The organism is Paraburkholderia antibiotica, from assembly GCF_012927125.1.
GTDB classification, from domain to species: Bacteria; Pseudomonadota; Gammaproteobacteria; order Burkholderiales; family Burkholderiaceae; genus Paraburkholderia; species Paraburkholderia antibiotica.
Map to the genome: position 1 here is coordinate 59,072 of NZ_JABBFZ010000004.1, position 21,417 is coordinate 80,488.

20 protein-coding genes are annotated in these 21,417 nt (G+C 64.8%); 11 read left to right on the top strand and 9 right to left on the bottom strand.

Annotated features, from left to right (window positions below; translation table 11 throughout):
• Positions 1–18: 18 nt before the first annotated feature.
• Positions 19–948, top strand: a complete 930-nt coding sequence (locus HHL14_RS09355) for an ABC transporter permease (protein WP_169497322.1) — start codon at positions 19–21, stop codon at positions 946–948.
• A gap of 66 nt (positions 949–1,014) precedes the next feature.
• Positions 1,015–2,109, top strand: a complete 1,095-nt coding sequence (locus HHL14_RS09360; RefSeq protein WP_169497323.1) for a BMP family ABC transporter substrate-binding protein — start codon at positions 1,015–1,017, stop codon at positions 2,107–2,109.
• Between the two features lie 186 nt (positions 2,110–2,295).
• Here the strand turns inward: HHL14_RS09360 and HHL14_RS09365 are convergent, their stop codons facing one another.
• Positions 2,296–2,505, bottom strand: coding sequence for a dodecin (locus HHL14_RS09365; protein WP_169497324.1), 210 nt, complete (start codon positions 2,503–2,505; stop codon positions 2,296–2,298).
• A 339-nt stretch (positions 2,506–2,844) separates the two neighbouring features.
• On the opposite strand from HHL14_RS09365, the gene HHL14_RS09370 reads away from it, so the two are divergent.
• The gene (locus HHL14_RS09370; protein ID WP_169497325.1) at positions 2,845–3,813 is read left to right on the top strand and encodes an NAD(P)-dependent oxidoreductase; all 969 of its coding nucleotides are present in this window, start codon (positions 2,845–2,847) and stop codon (positions 3,811–3,813) included.
• Between the two features lie 95 nt (positions 3,814–3,908).
• Positions 3,909–5,501, top strand: coding sequence for an ABC-F family ATPase (locus HHL14_RS09375; RefSeq protein WP_169497326.1), 1,593 nt, complete (start codon positions 3,909–3,911; stop codon positions 5,499–5,501).
• Between the two features lie 366 nt (positions 5,502–5,867).
• On the opposite strand, the gene HHL14_RS09380 is transcribed toward HHL14_RS09375, so the two are convergent.
• Complete coding sequence (locus tag HHL14_RS09380; RefSeq protein ID WP_169497327.1) at positions 5,868–6,071, bottom strand: DUF1289 domain-containing protein; 204 nt, start codon at positions 6,069–6,071, stop codon at positions 5,868–5,870.
• Between the two features lie 148 nt (positions 6,072–6,219).
• Positions 6,220–7,521: an Nramp family divalent metal transporter gene (locus HHL14_RS09385; protein ID WP_169497328.1), complete on the bottom strand. Its 1,302-nt coding sequence runs from the start codon at positions 7,519–7,521 to the stop codon at positions 6,220–6,222.
• A 751-nt stretch (positions 7,522–8,272) separates the two neighbouring features.
• Between HHL14_RS09385 and HHL14_RS09390 the strand changes: the two genes are divergently transcribed.
• The 4 genes from HHL14_RS09390 (at position 8,273) to HHL14_RS09405 (ending at position 12,377) form a co-directional block, all read left to right on the top strand.
• On the top strand, positions 8,273–9,373 hold the full coding sequence (locus HHL14_RS09390; RefSeq protein ID WP_169497329.1) for a polyamine ABC transporter substrate-binding protein: 1,101 nt from the start codon (positions 8,273–8,275) through the stop codon (positions 9,371–9,373).
• Between the two features lie 90 nt (positions 9,374–9,463).
• A complete protein-coding gene (locus HHL14_RS09395; RefSeq protein ID WP_407945274.1) occupies positions 9,464–10,633 on the top strand; it encodes an ABC transporter ATP-binding protein in 1,170 nt (389 codons plus the stop codon).
• Positions 10,630–11,562, top strand: a complete 933-nt coding sequence (locus HHL14_RS09400; RefSeq protein WP_169497330.1) for an ABC transporter permease subunit — start codon at positions 10,630–10,632, stop codon at positions 11,560–11,562. The genes HHL14_RS09395 and HHL14_RS09400 overlap by 4 nt, the downstream gene beginning before the upstream one ends.
• Positions 11,559–12,377 (top strand): ABC transporter permease subunit, encoded by an 819-nt coding sequence (locus tag HHL14_RS09405; protein ID WP_169497331.1) that lies wholly within the window; start codon positions 11,559–11,561, stop codon positions 12,375–12,377. The genes HHL14_RS09400 and HHL14_RS09405 overlap by 4 nt, the downstream gene beginning before the upstream one ends.
• 64 nt (positions 12,378–12,441) lie before the next feature.
• On the opposite strand, the gene HHL14_RS09410 is transcribed toward HHL14_RS09405, so the two are convergent.
• On the bottom strand, positions 12,442–13,845 hold the full coding sequence (locus HHL14_RS09410) for a methyl-accepting chemotaxis protein (RefSeq protein WP_169497332.1): 1,404 nt from the start codon (positions 13,843–13,845) through the stop codon (positions 12,442–12,444).
• Here HHL14_RS09410 and HHL14_RS09415 point away from each other — a divergent pair.
• On the top strand, positions 13,844–14,011 hold the full coding sequence (locus HHL14_RS09415) for a hypothetical protein (RefSeq protein WP_169497333.1): 168 nt from the start codon (positions 13,844–13,846) through the stop codon (positions 14,009–14,011). The two genes, HHL14_RS09410 and HHL14_RS09415, sit on opposite strands and share 2 nt — an antisense overlap.
• A gap of 58 nt (positions 14,012–14,069) precedes the next feature.
• Positions 14,070–14,204, top strand: coding sequence for a hypothetical protein (locus HHL14_RS33525; protein ID WP_268966601.1), 135 nt, complete (start codon positions 14,070–14,072; stop codon positions 14,202–14,204).
• A 113-nt stretch (positions 14,205–14,317) separates the two neighbouring features.
• On the opposite strand, the gene HHL14_RS09420 is transcribed toward HHL14_RS33525, so the two are convergent.
• Together HHL14_RS09420 and HHL14_RS09425 are read right to left on the bottom strand one after the other, a co-directional pair.
• Positions 14,318–15,340: an alpha/beta fold hydrolase gene (locus tag HHL14_RS09420; protein WP_169497334.1), complete on the bottom strand. Its 1,023-nt coding sequence runs from the start codon at positions 15,338–15,340 to the stop codon at positions 14,318–14,320.
• 125 nt (positions 15,341–15,465) lie between these two features.
• Entirely contained in the window at positions 15,466–16,965 is a 1,500-nt protein-coding gene (locus tag HHL14_RS09425; RefSeq protein ID WP_169497335.1) for a flavin-containing monooxygenase, read from the bottom strand.
• 232 nt (positions 16,966–17,197) lie between these two features.
• Between HHL14_RS09425 and HHL14_RS09430 the strand changes: the two genes are divergently transcribed.
• Positions 17,198–17,869: a TetR family transcriptional regulator gene (locus HHL14_RS09430; RefSeq protein WP_169497336.1), complete on the top strand. Its 672-nt coding sequence runs from the start codon at positions 17,198–17,200 to the stop codon at positions 17,867–17,869.
• Positions 17,870–17,971: 102 nt separating this feature from the next.
• On the opposite strand, the gene HHL14_RS09435 is transcribed toward HHL14_RS09430, so the two are convergent.
• The 3 genes from HHL14_RS09435 to HHL14_RS09445 form a co-directional block, all read right to left on the bottom strand.
• On the bottom strand, positions 17,972–19,141 hold the full coding sequence (locus HHL14_RS09435) for a tetratricopeptide repeat protein (RefSeq protein ID WP_169497337.1): 1,170 nt from the start codon (positions 19,139–19,141) through the stop codon (positions 17,972–17,974).
• A 157-nt stretch (positions 19,142–19,298) separates the two neighbouring features.
• Positions 19,299–19,979, bottom strand: a complete 681-nt coding sequence (locus HHL14_RS09440) for a PspA/IM30 family protein (protein ID WP_169497338.1) — start codon at positions 19,977–19,979, stop codon at positions 19,299–19,301.
• 516 nt (positions 19,980–20,495) lie between these two features.
• Positions 20,496–21,233 (bottom strand): hypothetical protein, encoded by a 738-nt coding sequence (locus tag HHL14_RS09445; RefSeq protein WP_169497339.1) that lies wholly within the window; start codon positions 21,231–21,233, stop codon positions 20,496–20,498.
• Positions 21,234–21,417 lie beyond the last annotated feature (184 nt).

The following is a 21,417-nucleotide window of genomic DNA, read 5'->3' on the forward strand; positions in this document are numbered from 1 at the left end:
CGCTTTCAGACTGCTTATATGGATATCCAGCAAGCCAGTGCGCTCACGTCGAGCGCCATTACCGCATCGATCCCGCTGATGTTCGCGGGCGCGGGCGAACTCGTCGCCGAAAAATCGGGCGTGCTCAACCTCGGCGTGGAAGGGATGATGCTGATGGGCGCGGTGAGCGGCTACGCGGTCACCGCGATTACCGGCAACCCGTGGCTCGGCGTGCTCGCCGCGATCGGCGCCGGTCTCGCGATGTCGCTACTGTTCGGCTTCCTCACGCTGACGATGCTCGCCAACCAGGTCGCGACCGGTTTGTCGCTGACGATCTTCGGCATTGGCCTGTCCGCGTATGTCGGCAAGCCGTACACGTCGGCCGCGGTGCGCGCGACGATCGACACGTGGACCATTCCCGGGCTCTCGAAGATTCCGGTGCTCGGCCCCGCGCTCTTCACGCTCACGCCACTCGACTACCTCGCGTTCCTGATGTTCGCGGTAATCGGCTGGTTCCTGTATCGCACCCGCGCCGGGCTGGTGCTGCGCTCGGTCGGCGAATCGCCGCAGGTCGCGCATTCGGTCGGCTTTCCGGTGGTCGGCGTGCGCTATGGCGCGGTCGCGTTCGGCGGCGGCATGGCGGGGCTCGCGGGCGGCTACTATTCGATCGTCAATCTGCACCTGTGGCAGGAGAATCTGACTTCGGGCCGCGGCTGGATCGCGCTCGCGCTGGTTGTGTTCGCGACGTGGCGGCCGGGGCGTCTGTTGATCGGCTCGCTGCTGTTCGGCGCGGTGACGGGTCTGCAGTTCTACGCGCAGGCGATCGGCGTGCCGGTGCCGACCCAGTTCCTCGCGATGCTGCCGTACGTCGCGACGATCGTCGTGCTCGCGCTGATTTCGCGCAATCCGAACACGATCCGTCTGAATGCGCCCGCGTCGCTCGGCAAGCCGTTTTTCTCGGCCGGCTGACGGCGCCGCGTTTTTATTCGCTCACTATCATTCCTTCAACACGAGTTCAACACGACAGGGGAAAACATGAAGAGAAGAAATCTGCTGACCGCCTTCGCGTGGGGCGCGGCTTCGCTCGCGCTGGCAGCGCCGCTCTCGCAGACCGCGCAAGCGGCCGACGTGCCGGGCGTCGCGTTCGTCTACATCGGCAATCCGGGCGACGCCGGCTGGACCTTCGCGCACGACCAGGGCTCGCGCGAAGTCGAGGCGAAATTCGGCAACAAGATCAAGATCACGCGCGTCGAGAACGTGCCAGAATCGGCCGACTCCGAGCGCGTGTTCCGCGATCTCGCCAACAAGGGCAACAAGATCATCTTCGGCACGAGCTTCGGCTTCCAGGACTTCCAGCTGAAGGTCGCGAAGGACTTCCCGGACACCGTGTTCCTGCACGCGACCGGTTACAAGAAGGCGCCGAACTTCGGCACCTACGACGTGCGTATGTACCAAGGCGCGTACCTTGCCGGCGTCGCTGCGGGCTACGTGACGAAGAGCAACACGCTCGGCTTCGTCGCGTCGGTGCCGATTCCGGAAGTGGTGCGCAACATCAACGCGTTCACGCTCGGCGCGCGGTCGGTGAATCCGAAGGTGCACACCAAGGTTATCTGGATCAACAGCTGGTTCGATCCGGGCAAGGAGAAGCAGGCCGCCGAAACGCTGATCGGCCAGGGCGCCGACGTGCTGCTGCAGAACACCGATTCGAGCGCGACGCTCGCGACCGCGTCGGAGAAGCACGTGCACGCGTTCGGCTGGGATTCGGACATGAAGAAGTTCGGTCCGAATGCGCATCTGGGCTCGGTGGTCGCGCATTGGGGTGTGTACTACAACGCGGTGATCCAGCAGGTGCTCGACGGCAAGTGGAAGAACGATCCGGTGTGGTGGGGCATTCCGCAGAAGGCGGTCAACCTCGAGGATCTGAACACGTCGGTGATTCCGGCCGATGGACAGAAGCAGGTCGCGGCGCAGCGCGACGAACTCGCGAGCGGCAAGCGTGATGTGTTCACGGGGCCGATCAAGGATCAGTCGGGCGCGGTCAAGGTGCCGGCCGGCAAGACGCTGACCGATCAGGAATTGCAGCGTTTGAACTGGTATGTCGAGGGTGTCGACGGTTCGTTGCCGAAGTAAGTTGCCTGCACGTTATGTGCGGGCGAAGCGGGTTCATGGCTTGAGCGCCTGAATTCCGCTTCACGTTCAAAAGGCTGCGTCCGATTCCGGTTGGACGCAGCTTTTTTGCAGCCGTTGCTTTCGCGTGGCGGCTGGGACGGCTGACAGCTAACGGCTGGCGCCGCTGTGACCGCTCAAGCTACCGCGTCAGTCCTCGATGCGCAGCCCGACCTTCAGCGTCACCTGCCAGTACGCGACCTTGCCGTCTTCGATCTGGCCGCGCGTTTCCGTGACTTCGAACCAGTGTAGATTGCGCAACGTTGTCGATGCCTTGGCAATCGCGGTGGTGATCGCGTCGTCGATCGACTTGGTCGACGAGCCGGTCAGTTCGATCTTCTTGTAAACGTGCTCAGACATGGATGTTCTCCTTGGTTGGCGCCGCGGGTCGAAAAAACGCTGTTCGGTGTTCGGCAATGCGTTGTTCAGAAAAGTATAGGTAACGGTTCGCGCCGGAAAACGACAGGCTGGATTGCATTGGTGCGGCGGTCATGTGTGGCGGTGCCTTTTGCGGCAAATGCAGCGGCAGATTCGACGACGGATTCGCGACGGATTCGGCGACAAGCGCGGCGCCACGTCGTGGCACGCACTTTCGCGCTACGCCGTGACCGTCTGAAACGCCGCCGCCCGAATCGTCGTTGCCGCACGCCGCATGCCCGGTATGGCGCGACGGCGCGCGGCCGTTATCATGTCCGCGCGATGCGATCCTTCATTCAATCCGCTATTCAATCCGCCCTTCAATCCGATTACCGACGAGGTTCGAACGTGGAAACTGGTTTTTGCGGCCCCGGCCTGATGGGCGCGCCGATGATCCGGCATCTGCTGCGCGCGGGGCATTCCGTGCATGTCTGGAACCGTACGCGGGCCAAAGCCGAGGCCTTGCAGGCCGACGGCGCGCAGGTCGTCGATACGCCGCGCGAGCTGGTCGGGCGCTGCGACGCGGTGCTGCTATGCGTCGCCGACGCGGCGGCGGTCGAACAGACCGTGTTCGGCCCGGCGGGGTTGCTCGACGGCGCTGCGGCGACGCCGCGCAGGCTGCGCTGGATCGTCGATCATTCAAGCATCCCGCCGGCGGCGACCCGGGCCTTGGCGCGGCGCGCGGCCGAGTTGTCGATCGGCTGGGTCGACGCGCCGGTTTCCGGCGGCGTCGGCGGCGCGACGGCCGGCATGCTCGCGATCATGGCGGGCGGCGCCGCGAGCGATATCGCCGCGGTACGCCCGTTACTCGATGCCTACGCCGCCCGCGTCACGCATATGGGCGAGGCCGGCGCGGGTCAGACCGCGAAGCTGTGCAATCAGGCGATCGTCACCGCGACCGTCGCGGCCATCGCCGAGGCGGTGAGCCTCGCGCAGCGCAGCGGCATCGACGCCGCGAAGCTCACCGAGGCGCTCGCCGGCGGCTGGGCCGATTCCGTGCTGCTGCAGACCTTCGTGCCGCGCATGACGCAAAGCGGCCAGCCGCCGATCGGCGCGTTGCGCACGTTCCAGAAGGACGTCGACACGGTCGCGGCGACGGCCTACGAGACCGGCACGCCGATGCCGGTGGCATCGACCGTGCAGCAGTTGCTGCGGCTCGGCGCGGCCATGGGGCTCGCCGACGCGGATTTTTCGGCGTTCATCGACATTTTGCAGACGCCGCGCGACGCCCCGCGCGGGCCTGGCGGGTAAAGGCAGCGGGGCGGCCCGGATTCTCGCCGGTTGAATTCTCTAAATCTGCTAAAATATTGGGTTTTTCGCCGATATCACATTCAAAGGGACGCGCCGTGCTGTCTACTGCCAACATCACCATGCAATTCGGGCCGAAGCCCCTCTTCGAGAACATCTCGGTCAAATTCGGGGGAGGGAATCGCTACGGCCTGATCGGTGCGAACGGCTGCGGCAAGTCCACCTTCATGAAAATTCTGGGTTCCGACCTGGAACCGAGCTCGGGCAACGTGATGCTCGAGCCGAACATTCGCCTCGGCAAGCTGCGCCAGGACCAGTTCGCGTACGAAGACGTGCGCGTGCTCGACGTCGTCATGATGGGCCACGCCGAAATGTGGGCTGCGATGGCCGAGCGCGACGCGATCTACGCGAACCCCGACGCAACCGACGACGACTACATGCACGCCGCCGAACTCGAAGCGAAGTTCGCCGAGTACGACGGCTACACCGCCGAAGCGCGCGCGGGCGAACTGCTGCTCGGCATCGGCATCGCGATCGAAGACCACAACGGCCCGATGAGCAATGTCGCGCCGGGCTGGAAGCTGCGCGTGCTGCTCGCGCAGGCGCTGTTCTCGAAGCCGGACGTGCTGCTGCTGGATGAGCCGACCAATAACCTGGACATCAACTCGATCCGCTGGCTGGAGGACGTGCTCAACCAGTACAACTCGACGATGATCATCATCTCGCACGATCGACACTTCCTGAACCAGGTCTGCACGCACATGGCCGACATGGACTTCGGCACGCTGAAGGTCTATCCGGGCAACTACGACGACTACATGCTCGCCAGCACGCAGGCGCGCGAGCGTCAGCAGAACGCCAACGCGAAGGCGAAGGAGCGCGTCGCCGACCTGCAGGACTTCGTGCGCCGCTTCTCGGCGAACAAGTCGAAGGCGCGTCAGGCCACCAGCCGTCTGAAGATGATCGACAAGATCAAGATCGAGGAATTCAAGCCGTCATCGCGGCAGAACCCGTTCATCCGCTTCGAGTTCGAGAAGAAGCTGCACAACATCGCGGTGGTCGCGGACAGCATTTCGAAGAAATACGAGCGCTCGATTTTCAACAACTTCAGCATCAGCGTGCAGCCGGGCGAGCGGATCGCGATCATCGGCGAGAACGGCGCGGGCAAGACCACGCTGCTGCGCTCGCTGCTCGGCAATCTGCAGCTCGACCACGGCACGGTGAAGTGGGCGGAAAACGCGAATGTCGGCTACATGCCGCAGGACACGTACGAAGAGTTTCCGGACGACGTCACGCTGATGGACTGGATCGACCACTACCGCAAGGAGGGCGACGACGAGCAGATGGTGCGCGGCACGCTCGGCCGGCTGCTGTTCAACGCGGACGACATCCGCAAGTCGGTGAAGGTGCTGTCGGGCGGCGAGAAGGGCCGCATGATCTGGGGCAAGCTGATGCTCGGCCGCCACAACGTGCTGCTGATGGACGAGCCGACCAACCACATGGACATGGAGTCGATCGAATCGCTGCAGATCGCGCTCGACAAGTTCGAAGGCACGCTGATTTTCGTGTCGCACGACCGCGAGTTCGTGAGCGGCCTCGCGAACCGGATCATCGAAGTGAAGACCGATGGGACGTTGAACGACTTCGGTGGTAATTACGAGGACTTCCTGACGAGTCAGGGCGTGGAGTAAGCGTCCGGGCGCTGGTTTTCAGCGAGTTCCGAAGGCCCGCATCGGCGATCTGCCGATGCGGGCCTTGTTGTTTTTATGCCTGACGCACAAAAGGACACAAGTCAGGCGATCGCCGATTCGGCGCGGATGGGCAGTTGAGGTCATCGAAGCCGCTTCGTTTGCATGCGGCGGGGCATTTTTCCGGCAAAGCTTCGATACTCGAGCGACTCGCCGCTGCCGGCTACACGATCGAGCGCGTCAGTTTGCAGGCGCTTCCCGAGATCGGACCGGGCAGTGGCAACTAAGAACTAACGTCCCGGCAGATTGCATCGCGTGTCATGCAGGCGAGGTGCGACACGCGACCCACGGGATACCGCGAAAAACCGCTTACACCTTATCGTTCTGAAACCGCATCGCCGTTCCTTCCTGTTCGATCCGCACCCAGATCGCGCGCTTTTCCTCGTCGCTCAGGAACACCCAGTTGGACACTTCGGCGGCGGTACGCCCGCAGCCTTTGCAGACCTCGTCGAAGAGGGTGGAGCAGACGCCGATACAGGGGCTGTCGGGAAGATCGTGGAGATTCGAAGTCATCGGAAACCTTGAAGCGCGGAGGCGAAGTCCCGCTATGTTAACCGATGCGCGGTGCGTGTCCGGTAGCGATGCGCCACGTCACGCCGCATCACGCGAAGTGCGCGGCGATCCCCTCGGCCATCCCCGCCGTGGCCGCCGCCTCCCTCCTTCACGCCCCCATCGCCAGTTGCCACAGCAACGCCCCATTGAGCACGATGATGAACGCCGCCGACAGCCACGCAAACGCGAGCGGCACGCCATGCACGCGCCAGCCGCGCATCAGAGTCGCATCGGATGCATAGCGGATCAGCGGCACGACCGCGAGCGGCAATTGCAGGCTCAGCACCACCTGACTCGCGACGAGCAGCTGATTCGAGCCATGCGGACCGAACAGCGCGACCGCGAGCAGCGCCGGCCCGATCGCGAGCGCGCGCGTGAGCAGCGCGCGTTTCCAGCGCGGCAGCCGCAGCCGCAAAAAGCCTTCCATCACGGTCTGCCCGGCCAGCGTGCCGGTCACGGTCGCGCTCAACCCGCAAGCGAGCAGCGCCGTCGCGAACAGGATGCCGGCCCAGTGACTGCCGACGAGCGGCGCGATCAGCCGATGCGCATCGGCGAGATCGGTGACGTCGCGATGGCCGCTCGCGTAGAACACGGCCGCCGACACGATCAGCAGCGCCGCGTTGATCACGAACGCGAACGCCAGCGAGCCGAACGTATCGAGGTTGACCACGTGCAGCGCGACCTTGATCTGCGCGTCGCTGCCGTCCGGCGCGTGATGTTTGACGAGCGCCGAGTGCAGGTAGAGGTTGTGCGGCATCACCGTCGCGCCGACGATGCCCGCCGCGAGCCACAGCATGCCCGCGTTCCGGATCAGCTCGAGGCTCGGCGCGGTGCCGGCGAGCGCCGCGTGCCAGTCGGGGCGCGCGAGCGCGAGCTGCACGACGAAGCACAGGCCGACGAAGCCGATCAGCGCGGCGATCACCGCCTCCAGCCGGCGGCCGCCTTTGTGCTGGAGCGCGAGCAGCGCGAACGTGCAGACCGCCGACATCAGCACGCCGACCGTCAGCGACACGCCGAGCAGCAATTGCAGCGCGACCGCGCTGCCGACCACCTCGGCGACGTCGCAGGCGATGATCGCGACTTCGCTGGTCAGCCACAGGAACAGCGTCGAGCGTCGGCCGTTGTGCTCGCGGCATAACTGCGCGAGATCGCGCCCGGTCACGACGCCCAGGCGCGACGACAGCCACTGCATCAGCATCCCCATCAGGCTCGCCAGCAGCACGATGCCGAGCAGGCTATAGCCGTAGCCCGCGCCGGCGCCGAGCGCGGTCGCCCAGTTGCCGGGATCGATATAGCCGACCGCGATCAGCGCGCCGGCGCCGAGAAACGACAGCCAGTGGGCCGGGCGCGTCGGTTCCCCGGGCTCACGCCGGCGGCGGTTCGGACGCAACGCGAAAGGATTGGTGTTCATCGGTGCCTGAGGTCGGAAGCACATCCTCTTGCAAGCCACATGCCCATCGCTGGCGCAGACAGGCGACCGGCGGGGCGCGACGGCTGTGCCGCGCTCCGGTCGAGGCCACGCCGGGCCGCGAGCAACCATTGTGCACCGCCGGACCGGATACGGCTTGCGTCCGACCGGGGCGCGGCGTGCATCAAACCGGGGCGCAGCGGCGTGCATCAAAAGATCATGATAGGAGCATTGCGGCGGTCGCGATGGCATTGCATCGCGTGAATCCGGCGCGGGCGTCGTGGGAAGCGTGTGCCCTCAACGGGCGAAGCGGCCGGCCGACATGGGACAACACCTCGGCAGGCACGGCACGGCGCCGCACCGCACCGCGCCGCTCCCGGCGGTAGCCCTGAACGCTGCCCGCAAGCGTCGCCCGGCACGCGTCGTCGGCGGACCGCCGTCACCGACCTGACAGGCAGATAACAACGAGGTAACAGCGACTCGCCACAACGCCCGCATTCCGCCCGCATCCCGCGCGCAGCAGCGGTGTCGCGCCGTAGCGATGGCGTCGCCGCACGCGTATTTTTCGGTGGACACGCGCCGATAACCCGTTAAAATTGCGCCGATTTTGCAGGGGTGCGGCCTCGGCCTGTACCGTTTGCGCGACAGCTCCAGGTTTTTTTTGGAGCGGGCAATATTTGGTGGTAGTTTTCGGGGTTTTCAGGGGGCTGCGCGCGACGCCGCGGCTTGAGTGACGACGGGATCGGAGAACGGGATGAAAAGACGGGTAATGGGGCAGGTGGCGGCGCTGGTCTTGTGCGCGGCACCGTGGTTGACGGCCACGGCGAAAGACACGCAGCTCAACGTGTATAACTGGTCCGATTACATCGCGAAGGACACGATCCCGAACTTCACGAAACAGACCGGCGTCCAGGTCAAATACGACAACTACGACAGCGACGACACGCTGCAGGCGAAGCTGCTCACCGGTAACTCGGGCTACGACATCGTCGTGCCGACCAGCAACTACGCGGGCAAGCAGATCGCCGCGGGCATCTTCGAGCCGCTCGACAAATCGAAGCTGCCGAACCTCAAATACCTCGACCCGTCGCTGATGGCGCTCGTCGCCGGCGCCGATCCGGGCAACAAGTACGTGGTGCCTTGGGCCTACGGCACGACCGGCCTCGGCTACAACGTCACGAAGGTCCAGCAGATCCTCGGCAAGAACACGCCGCTCGATAGCTGGGACATCCTGTTCAAGCCCGAAAACATCTCGAAGCTGAAGGCCTGCGGCGTGTCGGTGCTCGACGCGCCCGACCAGATGTTCGCGGCCACGCTGCACTACATGGGCAAGGATCCGATGAGCACGAACCCGGCCGATTACCGCGCCGCGCTCGAGGTGCTGAAGAAAATCCGCCCGTACATCACGCAGTTCAACTCGTCGGGCTATATCAACGACCTCGTCGGCGGCGACGTCTGCTTCGCGTACGGCTGGTCGGGCGACGTCGTGATCGCCAAGCATCGCGCGGCCGAAGCGAAGAAGCCGTACAAGATCGAGTACTACATTCCGAAGGGCGGCGCGCCGGTCTGGTTCGACGTGATGGCGATTCCGAAGGACGCGAAGCACAAGGAAGCCGCGCACGAGTGGATCAACTACATCGAGACGCCGCAGGTGCACGCCGCGATCACCAACGCCGTGTACTACCCGAGCGTGAATACGGAAGCGCGCAAGTACGTGGACAAGGACGTCGCGAACGATCCGGCCGTGTACCCGTCGCCGGAAACCATCAAGACGCTGTTCCTGCTGAAGCCGCTGCCGCCGGAAATCCAGCGGCTGCAAACGCGGCTGTGGACCGAATTGAAGTCCGGCCGCTAAGCGCGGCACGCAGCAGGGATCAGCATCATCATGAAGCCCTCGGTGTTCACCGGGGGCTTTGTTCGTCAAACGCCGGAGTGAAGCAGCATTATGATGAGTAGTGACCAGCCGGGTGCGCTGGCCGGAGCGGCCAGGTCGCCGTCGGGCCCGAACGTCGTTACGGGCGACGCAGCGGACCAGTTCATCCAGATCGTCGACGTCGTCAAGAAGTTCGGCGAGACCGTCGCGGTCAAGGGCGTCAATCTGTCGGTGAAGAAGGGCGAGCTGTTCGCGCTGCTCGGCAGCTCGGGCTGCGGCAAGTCGACCTTGCTGCGGATGATGGCCGGGCTCGAAACCGTGACTTCGGGCAAGATCCTGATCGACGGCGAGGACCTCGCGCAACTGCCGCCGTATCGTCGGCCGGTCAACATGATGTTCCAGTCGTACGCGCTCTTTCCGCACATGACGGTCGAGGCCAACGTCGCGTTCGGGCTGAAGCAGGAGGGCGTACCGAAGGCTGAGCTTAAAGAGCGCGTCGCCAATGCGCTCGAACTCGTGCAGATGAGCCGCTTCGCGAAGCGCAAGCCGCATCAGCTGTCGGGCGGTCAGCAGCAGCGCGTCGCGCTCGCGCGGTCGCTCGTCAAGCGGCCGAAGCTGCTGCTGCTCGACGAACCGATGTCGGCGCTCGACAAGCAGATCCGCCAGCGCACCCAGATCGAACTCGTCAACATTCTCGACCAGGTCGGCGTGACCTGCATGATGGTCACGCACGATCAGGAAGAAGCGATGACGATGGCCGACCGCCTCGCGGTGATGAGCGAAGGCCAGATCGTCCAGCTCGGCACGCCGCACGAAGTCTACGAGTATCCGAACAGCCGCTTCTCGGCGGAGTTCATCGGCTCGACCAATCTGTTCGACGGCCATACGGTCGAGGACGAACCCGATCACGTGTTCATCGAAACGCCGGATCTGCCGTGCCGCCTGCACGTCAATCACGGCATCACCGGTCCGCTCGGCATGCCGGTGACGATCTCGGTGCGCCCCGAGCGCATCGCGCTCACGCGCAAGCCGCCCGAAGGCGCGTACAACTGGGGCAAGGGCGTCGTCACGAATATCGCGTACATGGGCGGCTATTCGCTGTATCACGTGAAGCTCGACGGCGGCAAGACCGTGATCGCGAACGTGACGAGCCTCGTGCTCACCGAAATCGATCCGCCCACCTGGGGCGACGAAGTGTACGTGCGCTGGAGCGCATCGGCCGGCGTGGTGCTGACGTCATGAAAGCCGCGCTTTCTTCGTTCTTCGCGTGGCCGGTGCGGCGTCTGAAGCTGACCGGCCGTACCGCGGTGGTGGCGGGGCCGTTCATCTGGCTGCTGCTGTTTTTCCTCGTGCCGTTCCTGCTGGTCGTGAAGATCAGCTTCGCCGATTCGCAGCTCGGCATTCCGCCGTACACGCAGCTGGTCAATTTCGCGGAAGGCGCGATTCACATCACGCTCGATCTGTCGCACTACGCGTTTCTGCTGACCGACAGCCTGTACTTCGCGACCTATGTGAACTCAGTGGTGGTCGCGGCGATCTCGACGCTGCTGTGTCTGCTGATCGGCTATCCGATGGCGTATTACATCGCGCGCTCGAATCCGGCGACTCGCAATCTACTGATGATGGCGGTGATGCTGCCGTTCTGGACTTCGTTCCTGATCCGCGTATACGCCTGGATCGGCATCCTGAAGAACAACGGACTGCTGAACAACTTCCTGATGTCGATCGGCCTGATTCATTCGCCGATCGAGCTGTATCACACGAATACGGCGGTCTACATCGGCATGGTCTATTCGTATCTGCCGTTTCTCGTGATGCCGCTTTACGCGCACCTCGTGAAAATGGACCTGACCTTGCTCGAAGCCGCGTACGACCTCGGCGCGAAGCCGTGGAAGGCGTTCTGGCAGATCACGCTGCCGCTGTCGAAGAACGGCATCATCGCGGGCTGTCTGCTGGTGTTCATTCCGGCGGTCGGCGAGTACGTGATTCCGGAGCTGCTCGGCGGCGCGAACACACTGATGATCGGCCGCGTGATGTGGAATGAGTTCTTCGACAACGCCGACTGGCCGATGGCCTCCGCCGTCACCTGCGCGATGGTGTTGCTGCTGCTGGTGCCGATGGCGCTGTTCCAGCGTGCGCAGGCGAAGGCATTGGAGGAGGGCCGCCAATGAAGCCGAATCGCACGTTGCAGCTGATCGCGCTCGGCATCGGCTTTCTGTTTCTGTATATCCCGATCGTCAGCCTCATCGTCTATTCGTTCAACGAATCGCAACTGGTCACGGTATGGTCGGGCTTTTCGACGCGCTGGTACGCGGCGCTGTTGCACGACGACGAGCTGATCGCGTCGGCGTGGCTGTCGTTGCGCATCGCGTTGCTGACGGCGTTCGCGTCGGTGATCATCGGCACGTGGGCCGGTTTCGTGCTCGCGCGCATGGGCCGCTTTCGCGGCTTCACGCTGTACACCGGCATGATCAACGCGCCGCTGGTGATCCCGGAAGTGATTCAGGGCATCTCGCTGCTGCTGCTGTTCATCGAAATGGCGCGCTGGATCGGCTGGCCGGCCGAACGCGGCATCTTCACGATCTGGATCGGCCACGTGATGCTGTGTATTTCGTACGTGGCGATCATCGTGCAGTCGCGTGTGCGCGAGCTGAACCCGTCGCTCGAAGAGGCCGCGCTCGATCTCGGCGCAACGCCGCTGCGGGTGTTCTTCTTCGTCACGTTGCCGCTGATTTCGCAGGCGCTGGTGTCGGGCTGGCTGCTGTCGTTCACGCTGTCGATCGACGACCTCGTGCTGTCCGCATTCCTGTCCGGTCCCGGTTCGACGACGCTGCCGCTGGTGGTGTTCTCGCGCGTGCGGCTCGGCCTGAATCCGGAGATGAACGCACTCGCGACGCTGTTCATCGCGGTGGTCACTGTCGGCGTGGTCGCGGCCAACTTCTTCATGCAGCGCGCCGAGCGCAAACGCGCGGTGATGGCGACCTGACGCAGCCGAGGGACGGGCGTCGCGCGAGGCACGCGCGGCGCCATGTCATCGTTTCATGCCGCGCTCAGACCTTGTACGCGAGCCTCACGCCGCCCCAATGCCGGCCGCCGACGAACACGGGCGCCGACGCATCCTTCATCATCACGAACTGGCCGCCGCCCATGTCGCGGCGATAGGTCTGCAGCAGAAACTTTTTCGTATGCGAGGCCGCCGCGATGCCGGTGCGGTCATTGAACATGCGACGGTTGCGGCAGTTCGCCGAGTTCCAGACCACGTCGTCGCGCGGCGGCAGCGAGAACTTCAGGTTGTGCGTCGGCAGATAGCCGCGTACGTCGACCGCCGCGCAAAATACCACGCGAGCATCGAGATCGAGCAGCGGTTCCTGCAGCGCCGGCAGCACGCGGTCGGTGAACGCGGTGAAGCGCGTGACGAACTGCGGCGGATTGCTGCCCGGCACCGGCAGGTAGTGCGAGTCGAACAGATCGCCGAGCGCGATGTCGCCGCGCGCGATGGCCGCGTCGAACAGCTTGCCGACCGCGGTGGCCGTCCGTTGCACCGCGTCGATAAAGCGCGTGTCGGCGGTTTCGACGCCGGTGGCCGCGCTCAGTTCGATCAGCGTCTCCGACACGCCGAGCAGATTGCCGAGCCGGTTTTTCGCCTGCGCGAAGTTCTCGCTCGAATCCTCGACGCCGCTCGCCATTTCGAGCACCTGCGCTTCGAGCCCATCGCACTGTGTTTCGATCTCGCCGGTCAGCGTCGCGATCTGGCCGGCTTCGTTGTTCAGTTGCGCGATCGCGTCGCCGGTTGCATGCACGACGTCGCCGATTCTGCGCGTGCCTTCGCGCACCCGATGCGCGCGTGCCGTATTCACCGAGCCTTCGTTGATCAGCTGCTCGGTCTGCTGGGTGAGCTGCGCGAGTGTGGTTTCGATCTGCCCGGTCGCCTGCGCGGTTTTCGCGGACAGGTTCTTGACCTCGGCGGCCACCACCGCGAAACTGCGGCCCGACTCGCCGGCGCGCGCGGCTTCGATTGCCGCATTCAGCGCGAGCAGGTGCGTTTGCCGCGCGATCAGCGAGATTTCCTCCGACACGCGGCTCACGTGCGCGAGCGCGCTGCGCAGCGCGCCGATCTGACTTTCGATGACCGTCACGCCTTCGACGAGGCCGTGAATGTCGGCGAGCGACGCTTCGAGCGTCGCCTGCGATTCCTGCACGCCGGTCGCGGCGTCGGCGGACACGTTGCGCATTTCGCGCGCGGCGGCGGCGATCCGATGATTGCCCGCGAGCGTTTGTGCGGCCGATTCGCGCAGCGCACGGCATACTTGCGCCTGGCGCTGCACGCGCGCGGCGACTTCGTCGACGTGACCCGACACGTCGCAGATTTCGATGCCCAGTTTGCCGGCCTGAGTGGCGATATCGCGGACGACCGTGGGCGCACGGTCCGCGCGGCGAAAACTGAAGCGCGTCATGGAGGTCTCCTTGATGGCGCGATCGGCGCGGATCGACGGCAGCGGCGCGCCAATACGAGCGCGCCGTCATCCCGAAGGAGACGGCGCTCTGGTGGATGAGGCTTTCCTGGATGTTTACGACGAACTTTCACGCGACTTGATGCGGGATATCCCGCAGTCGCTATGATGAACAGAGAGGCCGCGGCGCGCGGCCATGATTTTTTCCAACCATAACGATGCTCGCAATGATCGAGTCCCTGATTGAGTCCCTTCCGCGCGTGCTGGACTGGCAGCCGCTGTTTCGCCTGTGGGAACTGATCGTGATGATCTGCAAGTTTCTGTGGGACCTGTTGCGTTTGCTTAGCGGTGGGGGCGGCTGACGGTGAGGCTGGAGCGATGCGTTAGTCGATGCATTTGCCGATCCGTTAGCCGATGCATCAGCCGATCCGTGTGCAGGCCGGCTGACGTATGAGGCCTACCGTTGCCTGCTCTTTTAAACGGCCGCGCGACGCGTTGCGCCGTCTGTCGATGCGTGCATCGGCGTTTGCGCATTCGTGTGTGCTGGCAGAGGCGCATCGAGAAACGCCCGCAGATCGCTCAGCACGCGCTCGGGCGCTTCCTCCATCGGGATATGGCCGAGCCCCGCATACATGACCGATTGCGCGCCCGGAATGCGGCTCGCGAATTCGGTGGCGTGCGCGGGCGGAATCCAGTGATCCTGGGCGCCCCACAATACGAGGGTGGGGACGTCGAGCGTTTTCAGCGCGTCGGTGTCGACTTCGCGGAAGTCGAGCGTCGGTACCATCTTGCCGATCGCCTGACGCGTGCCTTCGCCCTGGAAGAACTCGACGTAGCGGCGCAGCGCCAGCGCGTCGATCTTGCGCGCGTCGCCGTACACATTGCGGACCGCGCTCTTGACGATAGCCTCCGGCAGCCACCGCGGCGAACTGGCCCGCACGAGCGCGCTGTTGAAGAGGGCGATGTAGACCGGCAGCTTCATCGGAAAACCCGCCGAATCGATCAGCACCAGCCGCTCGGCCGCGCCGCGATGGCGCAGCGCGTAATCCCACGAGATCAGCCCGCCGAGCGAATTGCCCATCAGCGTTGCGCGCTCGATGCCGAGCGCCTGCATGAACGTGTCGATAAAGCGCCGGTAGGTCGGCAGATCCATCGTTTCGGTCGTGCCGCGCGCCGAGCGCAACGGCCCGGTCACGCCGAACGGCGGCAGATCGAGGCGAATCACGCGATACTCGCGCTTGAGTTCGTCGGCGACGCGATTCCACGTATGCAACGACGACGCGAAGCCGTGGATCATCACGATCGTGCCGCGCCGGTCTTCGCCCTCGTCGACGTAGTGCACGTCGGCGCCCATGATCGTCACGAACTGCGAGCCGCTTTGCGTATAACGGCGTCGCAAATCGGCGCGCGACACGCTCGTGATGCCGAGGCGAGCGGCGAGCGAGCGGCGCGGCAATGCCGCGGCGGTGGTGGGCGTGGTGGAATCGATGCCTGTCATCTGGTTTGTCTCCCTTGTTGTGCAGCTTTTATCGTTCTGATTCTCGAGGTACTCGCGAAGCACGAACACGCGCGGCTCGATCCGCGCGATCCGGCGTCTTCGTGCATCGTTCCTGCTGGCGCGCGTCAACGCGCGAAGCGGTAATCCTGCGGCCGCACGCGCCGCGTGCGTTTGCGAAAGCTGAACGTGAAGCCGGGCCACACCGCGGTGACCTTGCCGCTGTGCGTCTGATACCAGCTATGGCAACCGCTCGTCCACACCGAATGCCGCATCTCCTGTTGCAGACGCGCGTTGAAATCGCGCTGCACGTCGGCGCGCAACGTCATCGTGCGGGCGTTCTGTCGGCGCAGCACGCGCAGACAATCGACGATGTACTGCAGTTGCGACTCGATCATGTAGATCATCGAGTTGTGGCCGAGGCCGGTATTCGGGCCGACGATCATGAAGAAATTCGGGAAGTTCGCGATGCTGGTGCCGAGATAGGCCTCGGGACCGTCGCGCAGCCACAGCGCGCTCAGGTCCGTGCCGTCGAGACCGGTGACTTCGAATGGCGCGCGCACGTCGTTGACCTGGAAGCCGGTGCCGCAAATGATCGCGTCCGCGCGATGATGCACGCCGTCGTCGGTGACGAGGCCATCGGCGACGATTTCGCGAATGCCGCTCGTCACGACGTCGACGTTTGGTTGGCTCACGGCCGGGTAGTACTCGCTCGACAACAGCACACGCTTGCAGCCGAGCCGGTAGTTCGGCGTGAGCTTCGCGCGCAGCGCCGGGTCCGGCACGCGCCGCTCCAGATAGCTGAGGCCGAACTTCATCGGCAGCTTCATCAGCTTCGGATTGACGACGAACGCGATCGCCCGCGATTCGAGCTGCCAGTAGATGGCACTCCGAACGAAGCGCTGCGTGAATGGCAGCGTGCGGAATAGCCACCGCGCGCGCGGGCCGATCGGTTTGTCGGGCTTCGGCATCACCCACGGCGCGGTGCGCTGGAACAGCGCCAGATGCGCGACGCGCGGCTGGATTCGCGGCACGAACTGGATCGCGCTCGCGCCGGTGCCGATCACGGCGACGCGTTTGCCGTCGAGCGGATACGCATGGTCCCAGCGCGCCGAATGAAACAGCTTGCCCTCGAAGCGCTCGATTCCCGCGATGCGAGGCAGCGCCGGCCGCGACAGCGGACCGCTCGCGGCGATCAGCACGTCCGCCTCGATGGTTTCGCGCGTGCCGAGCGTATCGATGTCGACGAGCCAGAGCTGGCGCGCTTCGTCGAAGCGCGCGGCGCTGACTTTCGCATTGCAGCGCACGTAGCGCTCGACGCCGTACTTGCGCGCGCAATGCTGGATATACGCGAGGATTTCCGCCTGGCCGCTGAACGCGCGCGACCACGTCGGATTCGCCTCGAACGAAAACGAATACAGATGCGAGGGGATATCGCAGGCCGCGCCGGGGTAGGTATTGTCGCGCCACGTGCCGCCGATACCGCTCGCGGCTTCGTAGACGGTGAACGACGTGATGCCCATCTGCTGCAGACGGATCGCCATGCCGATGCCGGCAAAGCCGCTGCCGACGATCGCGATGCGCGGCGCGGCGGATGAAACCGAAGAGGCGGAAGGGGCAGGCGTCACGACGGTCTCCGGCATGGGGCGAAAGCGGCAGGCGAAAGCAGGCGCAGAAAACGGCAAACAAGGCGGCGGCGCGACCCTGGGCGCCACGTCCACCGCCCGGCAAGCGCAACGCCGGCGTCTACACCTGTCTACAAATAAGGTAAAACGCAGAGTAGACAACTGTACACATCGCGTCAAGATCGTTTAGAGTGCTGTTATTAAACGCGCACCGCGCGTGCGGATTGGAAGCACGATGACTACCGTTCCCGCAACCTCGTCCGATGCCGGACCGGAACTGGCGCCCGGCAAACGCAAGCTGATCGAAGCCGCGTTGCGGCTGACCGCCGGCGGCCGCAGTTTCGCGAGCCTTGGGTTGCGCGAGCTGGCCCGTGAAGCCGGGCTCAATCCGAACACGTTCTACCGCCATTTCAGCGCGCTCGACGACCTCGCGCGCGAAGCCGTCGAATCGGTCAGCCGGCGTCTGCGGCCGATGTTGCGGCGCGAGCGCTGGCTGGCCGCGCACGACGAACCGCACAGCGTGCCGCGGCGCGCGTGCATTGCGTTCTTCGAATTCGCCCAGGAAAACCGCGAGGCGTTTCTGAGCGCGCTCGCCGAATATCACGGCACGTCGCCGGCGTTGCGCGAAGCGGTACGCGCGAACCTGCACGAGATTTCGGCGGAAATGGCCGACGACGTCGTGCAACTCGAACTGATGCCGCTACTTGCGCGCGAAACCGTCGACGAAGTCTGTACGCAGATCGTGCTGCAGCTCTTTCATTTGTCCGCCGAGTATCTCGACACGGACGTGGGCCGTCGCGAAGCGCTGGTCGATTACGCGGAGCGTTTCATCGTCCGGCTGTTTGCGGGGGCGGCGGTGCTTGCACAGCACGAGGTGGGTAGGGAGGCGGAGTCGGCTCGGGTTTGAAGTGGCGCGCAAAACCGGCAGACAAAAAAACAGGCTCCTGAGCGGAGCCTGTGTTTCATTCAACACGTTGTAATGCGATTGGCGTGCACCAGCCGATTACGTTTACGTATCCGTCCAGCCGCCCGAATCGTCGTTGCTGCCCATATCGATTCCACCGCCGCCATTGTCGTTCCAGTCGTTCGAACCCTGACCGAAGTCGAGATTGCCGCCGTCGCCGCCACGCCGACGCAGTTCGTCGTCGTCGACGATCACGTCGCGCTCGATCACGCGGTCACGACCATGATTCAGCGCTTCGCCGAGCAACACGCCGGTCAACAGACCACCCATTCCGCCGCCGAGCCCACCGCCTTGCTGAACGACAACCTGCGGCTGCTGTTGCGGATACGGCGCCTGCTGCGGATAAGGCGGCTGGTTGCCGAGGCGCTCGGCTTCCTGTGCATACGCCGACTGGCCGCTGCCTACCGACGCGGCGGTCGGATCGGGCCGACCGTCAGCACGCGCGCGCAAGCTCGCGATGCGCTGGTCGAATTCGTCGAGCGCATACGGCGGCAACGGATTCTTGCCGTTCGACAGCGTTTCGACGACGCCGCGCAACTGCTCTTCGGTTGCCTCGACGTCTTTCTCGAGCAGCTCGTGACCCGCCGCGGTGGAGAGCTTCACGTCGAGCTTGAGCGAGCGCACCGCGTTCAGCATGTCGGTGGCGCGTTTCAATTGCGCGCGACGATCGTCGTCGGCGCGCGTGTCTTCCTGGCTGCGGGCGCGGCGCAAAGTCCAGCGCAGCACGAGTGCGATCACAGCAATCAGAACGATGATACCGATCCACATACCCACCCCCGGACCATGCGGTTGTTGCGCTTGCGACACCATCGCCGACTGTTGCTGCACAGCAGGCGCATTCTGCTGGGCGAACGGATTCGTGGCGTGGCGGGTGACGTTGCCGCCCGCGCGTTCCGCGTCGCTGCGCAGGCGCGCTTCGGTCTGCGCGAAGCGGCCCGGGTCGGTGAAGCGGAGCTGCGGATCGAGCGTTCTGGCCTGTTGGACCTGGTCGAGCGCTTCGGCGTAACGGCCTTCGCGATCGAGCACCTGTGCATACAGGTAGTGCGCGTGGGCGTTGTTCGGATGGGCCTGCAGCACCTCGGCGAGGCCGGCGTCGGCCTGCTGCCAGTTGCCTTGCGCCATCGCCGATTCGATCTGCTGCGCGGTCGGTACCGCGAACGCGGCGGCCGACACCAGCATCAGCGAAGCGAAAGCGGTTGCGAAAAGTCTTTTCATATACGGACCGGGCGCGGTGCGCCCGTCTCCATCAGTCGATTGCGGTGGCCGCTTGCGGCGGCCGGTATGCCGGCGCGCCCGCGAACGGCCGTGCCGGCATGAACTGCTGTTGCCGCGTGTGGCGGCAGTGCGCTTCAGCGCGGCTTTCGATGCACGCTTACTGCGCCGGCGTGTTCAACTGCTTCTTCAATGCTTCGAGACGATCGTCGATCGACGGGCCGCGGTCCAGCTCCGCGAGCTTGTCGTCGAGCGCCTTGCCGCTTTTCACGTCGGCGGAATTCAGGCGCGCGTCCGAACGCGCGTTCGACAGCGCGACCTTGTCTTCGAGCTTCTGGAAATCCTCGGACAGATTCTTGCCGCCGATGCCGCCCAACGCGGTGGCCGCGACGTCCTTCGCCTCGGCGATCTGCTGCTTCGCCTGCAGGATGTTGGAGCGCGCGTTCAGGTCGTTGCGGCGCGAGCGCATGTCGTCGATCTGGCTCTTCAGTTGCGCGACCGACGGCTCCAGCGAAGTCAGTTCCTTCGCCAACGCATCGCGTTCGGCTTCGGCTGTGGCCTGCGCGCCGAGCGCTTCGCGCGCGAGGGCTTCGTCGCCGGACTGCAGCGCGCGGCGCGCGCCGTCTTCATACTTCTTCGCCTTGTCCGCGGCAACATCACGCTTGCTTTGCTGAGTGGCGACCTGCGCCTGAATCTCGATCAGCGAGTTCTCGGCACGGCCGATGCTGTCGTCGAGTTCGCGCACGATCTGGCGCGAGTCGCGCGACGGATCCTGCACCGAGTCGGCCGCATCGTTCAGAAGACCTTTGAGCGTGCGCGAAATGCTGTCAAAAAGCGACATGAAAACCTCCAGAGAATGTAAGCGGCGCCGACGATGTCCGCGCGCCGCGACTGCTTTGAACTGCTACTTTACGCCGCCGCGCGCGAAGCTGCGCAGCGTTCGGACCGGAGTTCGGGGCGCACTCGCGGATTGCAATAGCGCGCCCCTGGATTGTTCGGGCGCGAGGCCGGAACCGGGAGAGATGTCGAGGAGGAAAAGCCGCGATGGGCATGATGGAGCGCATGGACTTGACGGCGGATATTACACCATCGTCTTGACGGAACAGGGTTAAACAATGTCGGTGCAATGTCGGCGTGTAAGCGCTGCTGCGACGCTGTAAAAAGCGTGGATTCGGCGTGTGGGCGTGCGTTGTCGACAAGCCATCGAGTGCCTCCGCGACGATGTAACGATATGCAACAGCGGGCGCCAATCAGGAGCGAATCCAGGCGCTAATCAAGGCAATGTAAGACGATGGATGGTCAATTTACCGGCCTCGCGACGCGCGTCGCGCAATGTAATTTTTCGTCATGCCTTGTGTTACGCAAAGTGACCGCCTTCGGTGCTCGGATCGCCGTGCGGTTCGTCGTCGTCGGGGACTTTGTCGGTGCGGCGGCGTTTCAGCGAATTGCGCAGACGCACCGGCGGATCGGGCTGCGCTTGTGCGACGGCGGCGTCGGCTTCGGCGCCGTCCACGGTGCCTTCCGCAGCGCGTGCCGCAGTCAGCCGCGCGACGGCTTCGGCGGTGGCCGCCGCCTGTTCGTCCTGTTCGGCCGCCAACGCGGCGGCGACGCCGGCGGGCAGCAGCGGAGCGCCATGCGCGCTAGCGGGCGAGGGCGTCAATGTGTGCCCGGCGAGCGGCGACTGTGCCGCGTGATCGGAGCCATCGGGATGGGCCGGCTCGGCGGACGCCTTCGCGCCGGAGACGTGGGTCGGATTCGCATGAGCCGCAGCGTCAGGCGACGCCGGGTTATCGGAAGATGGATTGGCAGCATCCGCATCACGTGCCTGCAACGTCGCCGGCAACGTCGCGCGCGCGTGGCGCGTGCCGCGGGCGACACGTTGCAGCGCCGCGTTCAACGCATCGGGCGCGCGCGGCGCGCGTAACCGGTCGACGATGCTCGCCGCCTTGACCTGCTCGCTGGTCGCACCGAAGCTCAGTACCGCGCGCCGCATCAGCTCGCTCACGCTGATGCCCAGATCTTCCGCAGTCGCGGTAATCGCGCGTTTCTGCGCGGTCGTGACGAATACGACGATGCGCTCGCTGGGCTTGGTCATGATCGGCTCGCAGGCTGGACGGCATGAGCGGGTCGCGGCGTGTCTCCGGATAACGGTGCCGGACCCCGCATTGGACCCGCCGTTGGGATCCCCGTGGCGCGCGTCGAGGTGCTCGCGTGCGCCGGCTTCATCATATGACGAGTTGCGTCGCCGCGAAACGTGCGCCGCGCGAAAATCCCGTGAC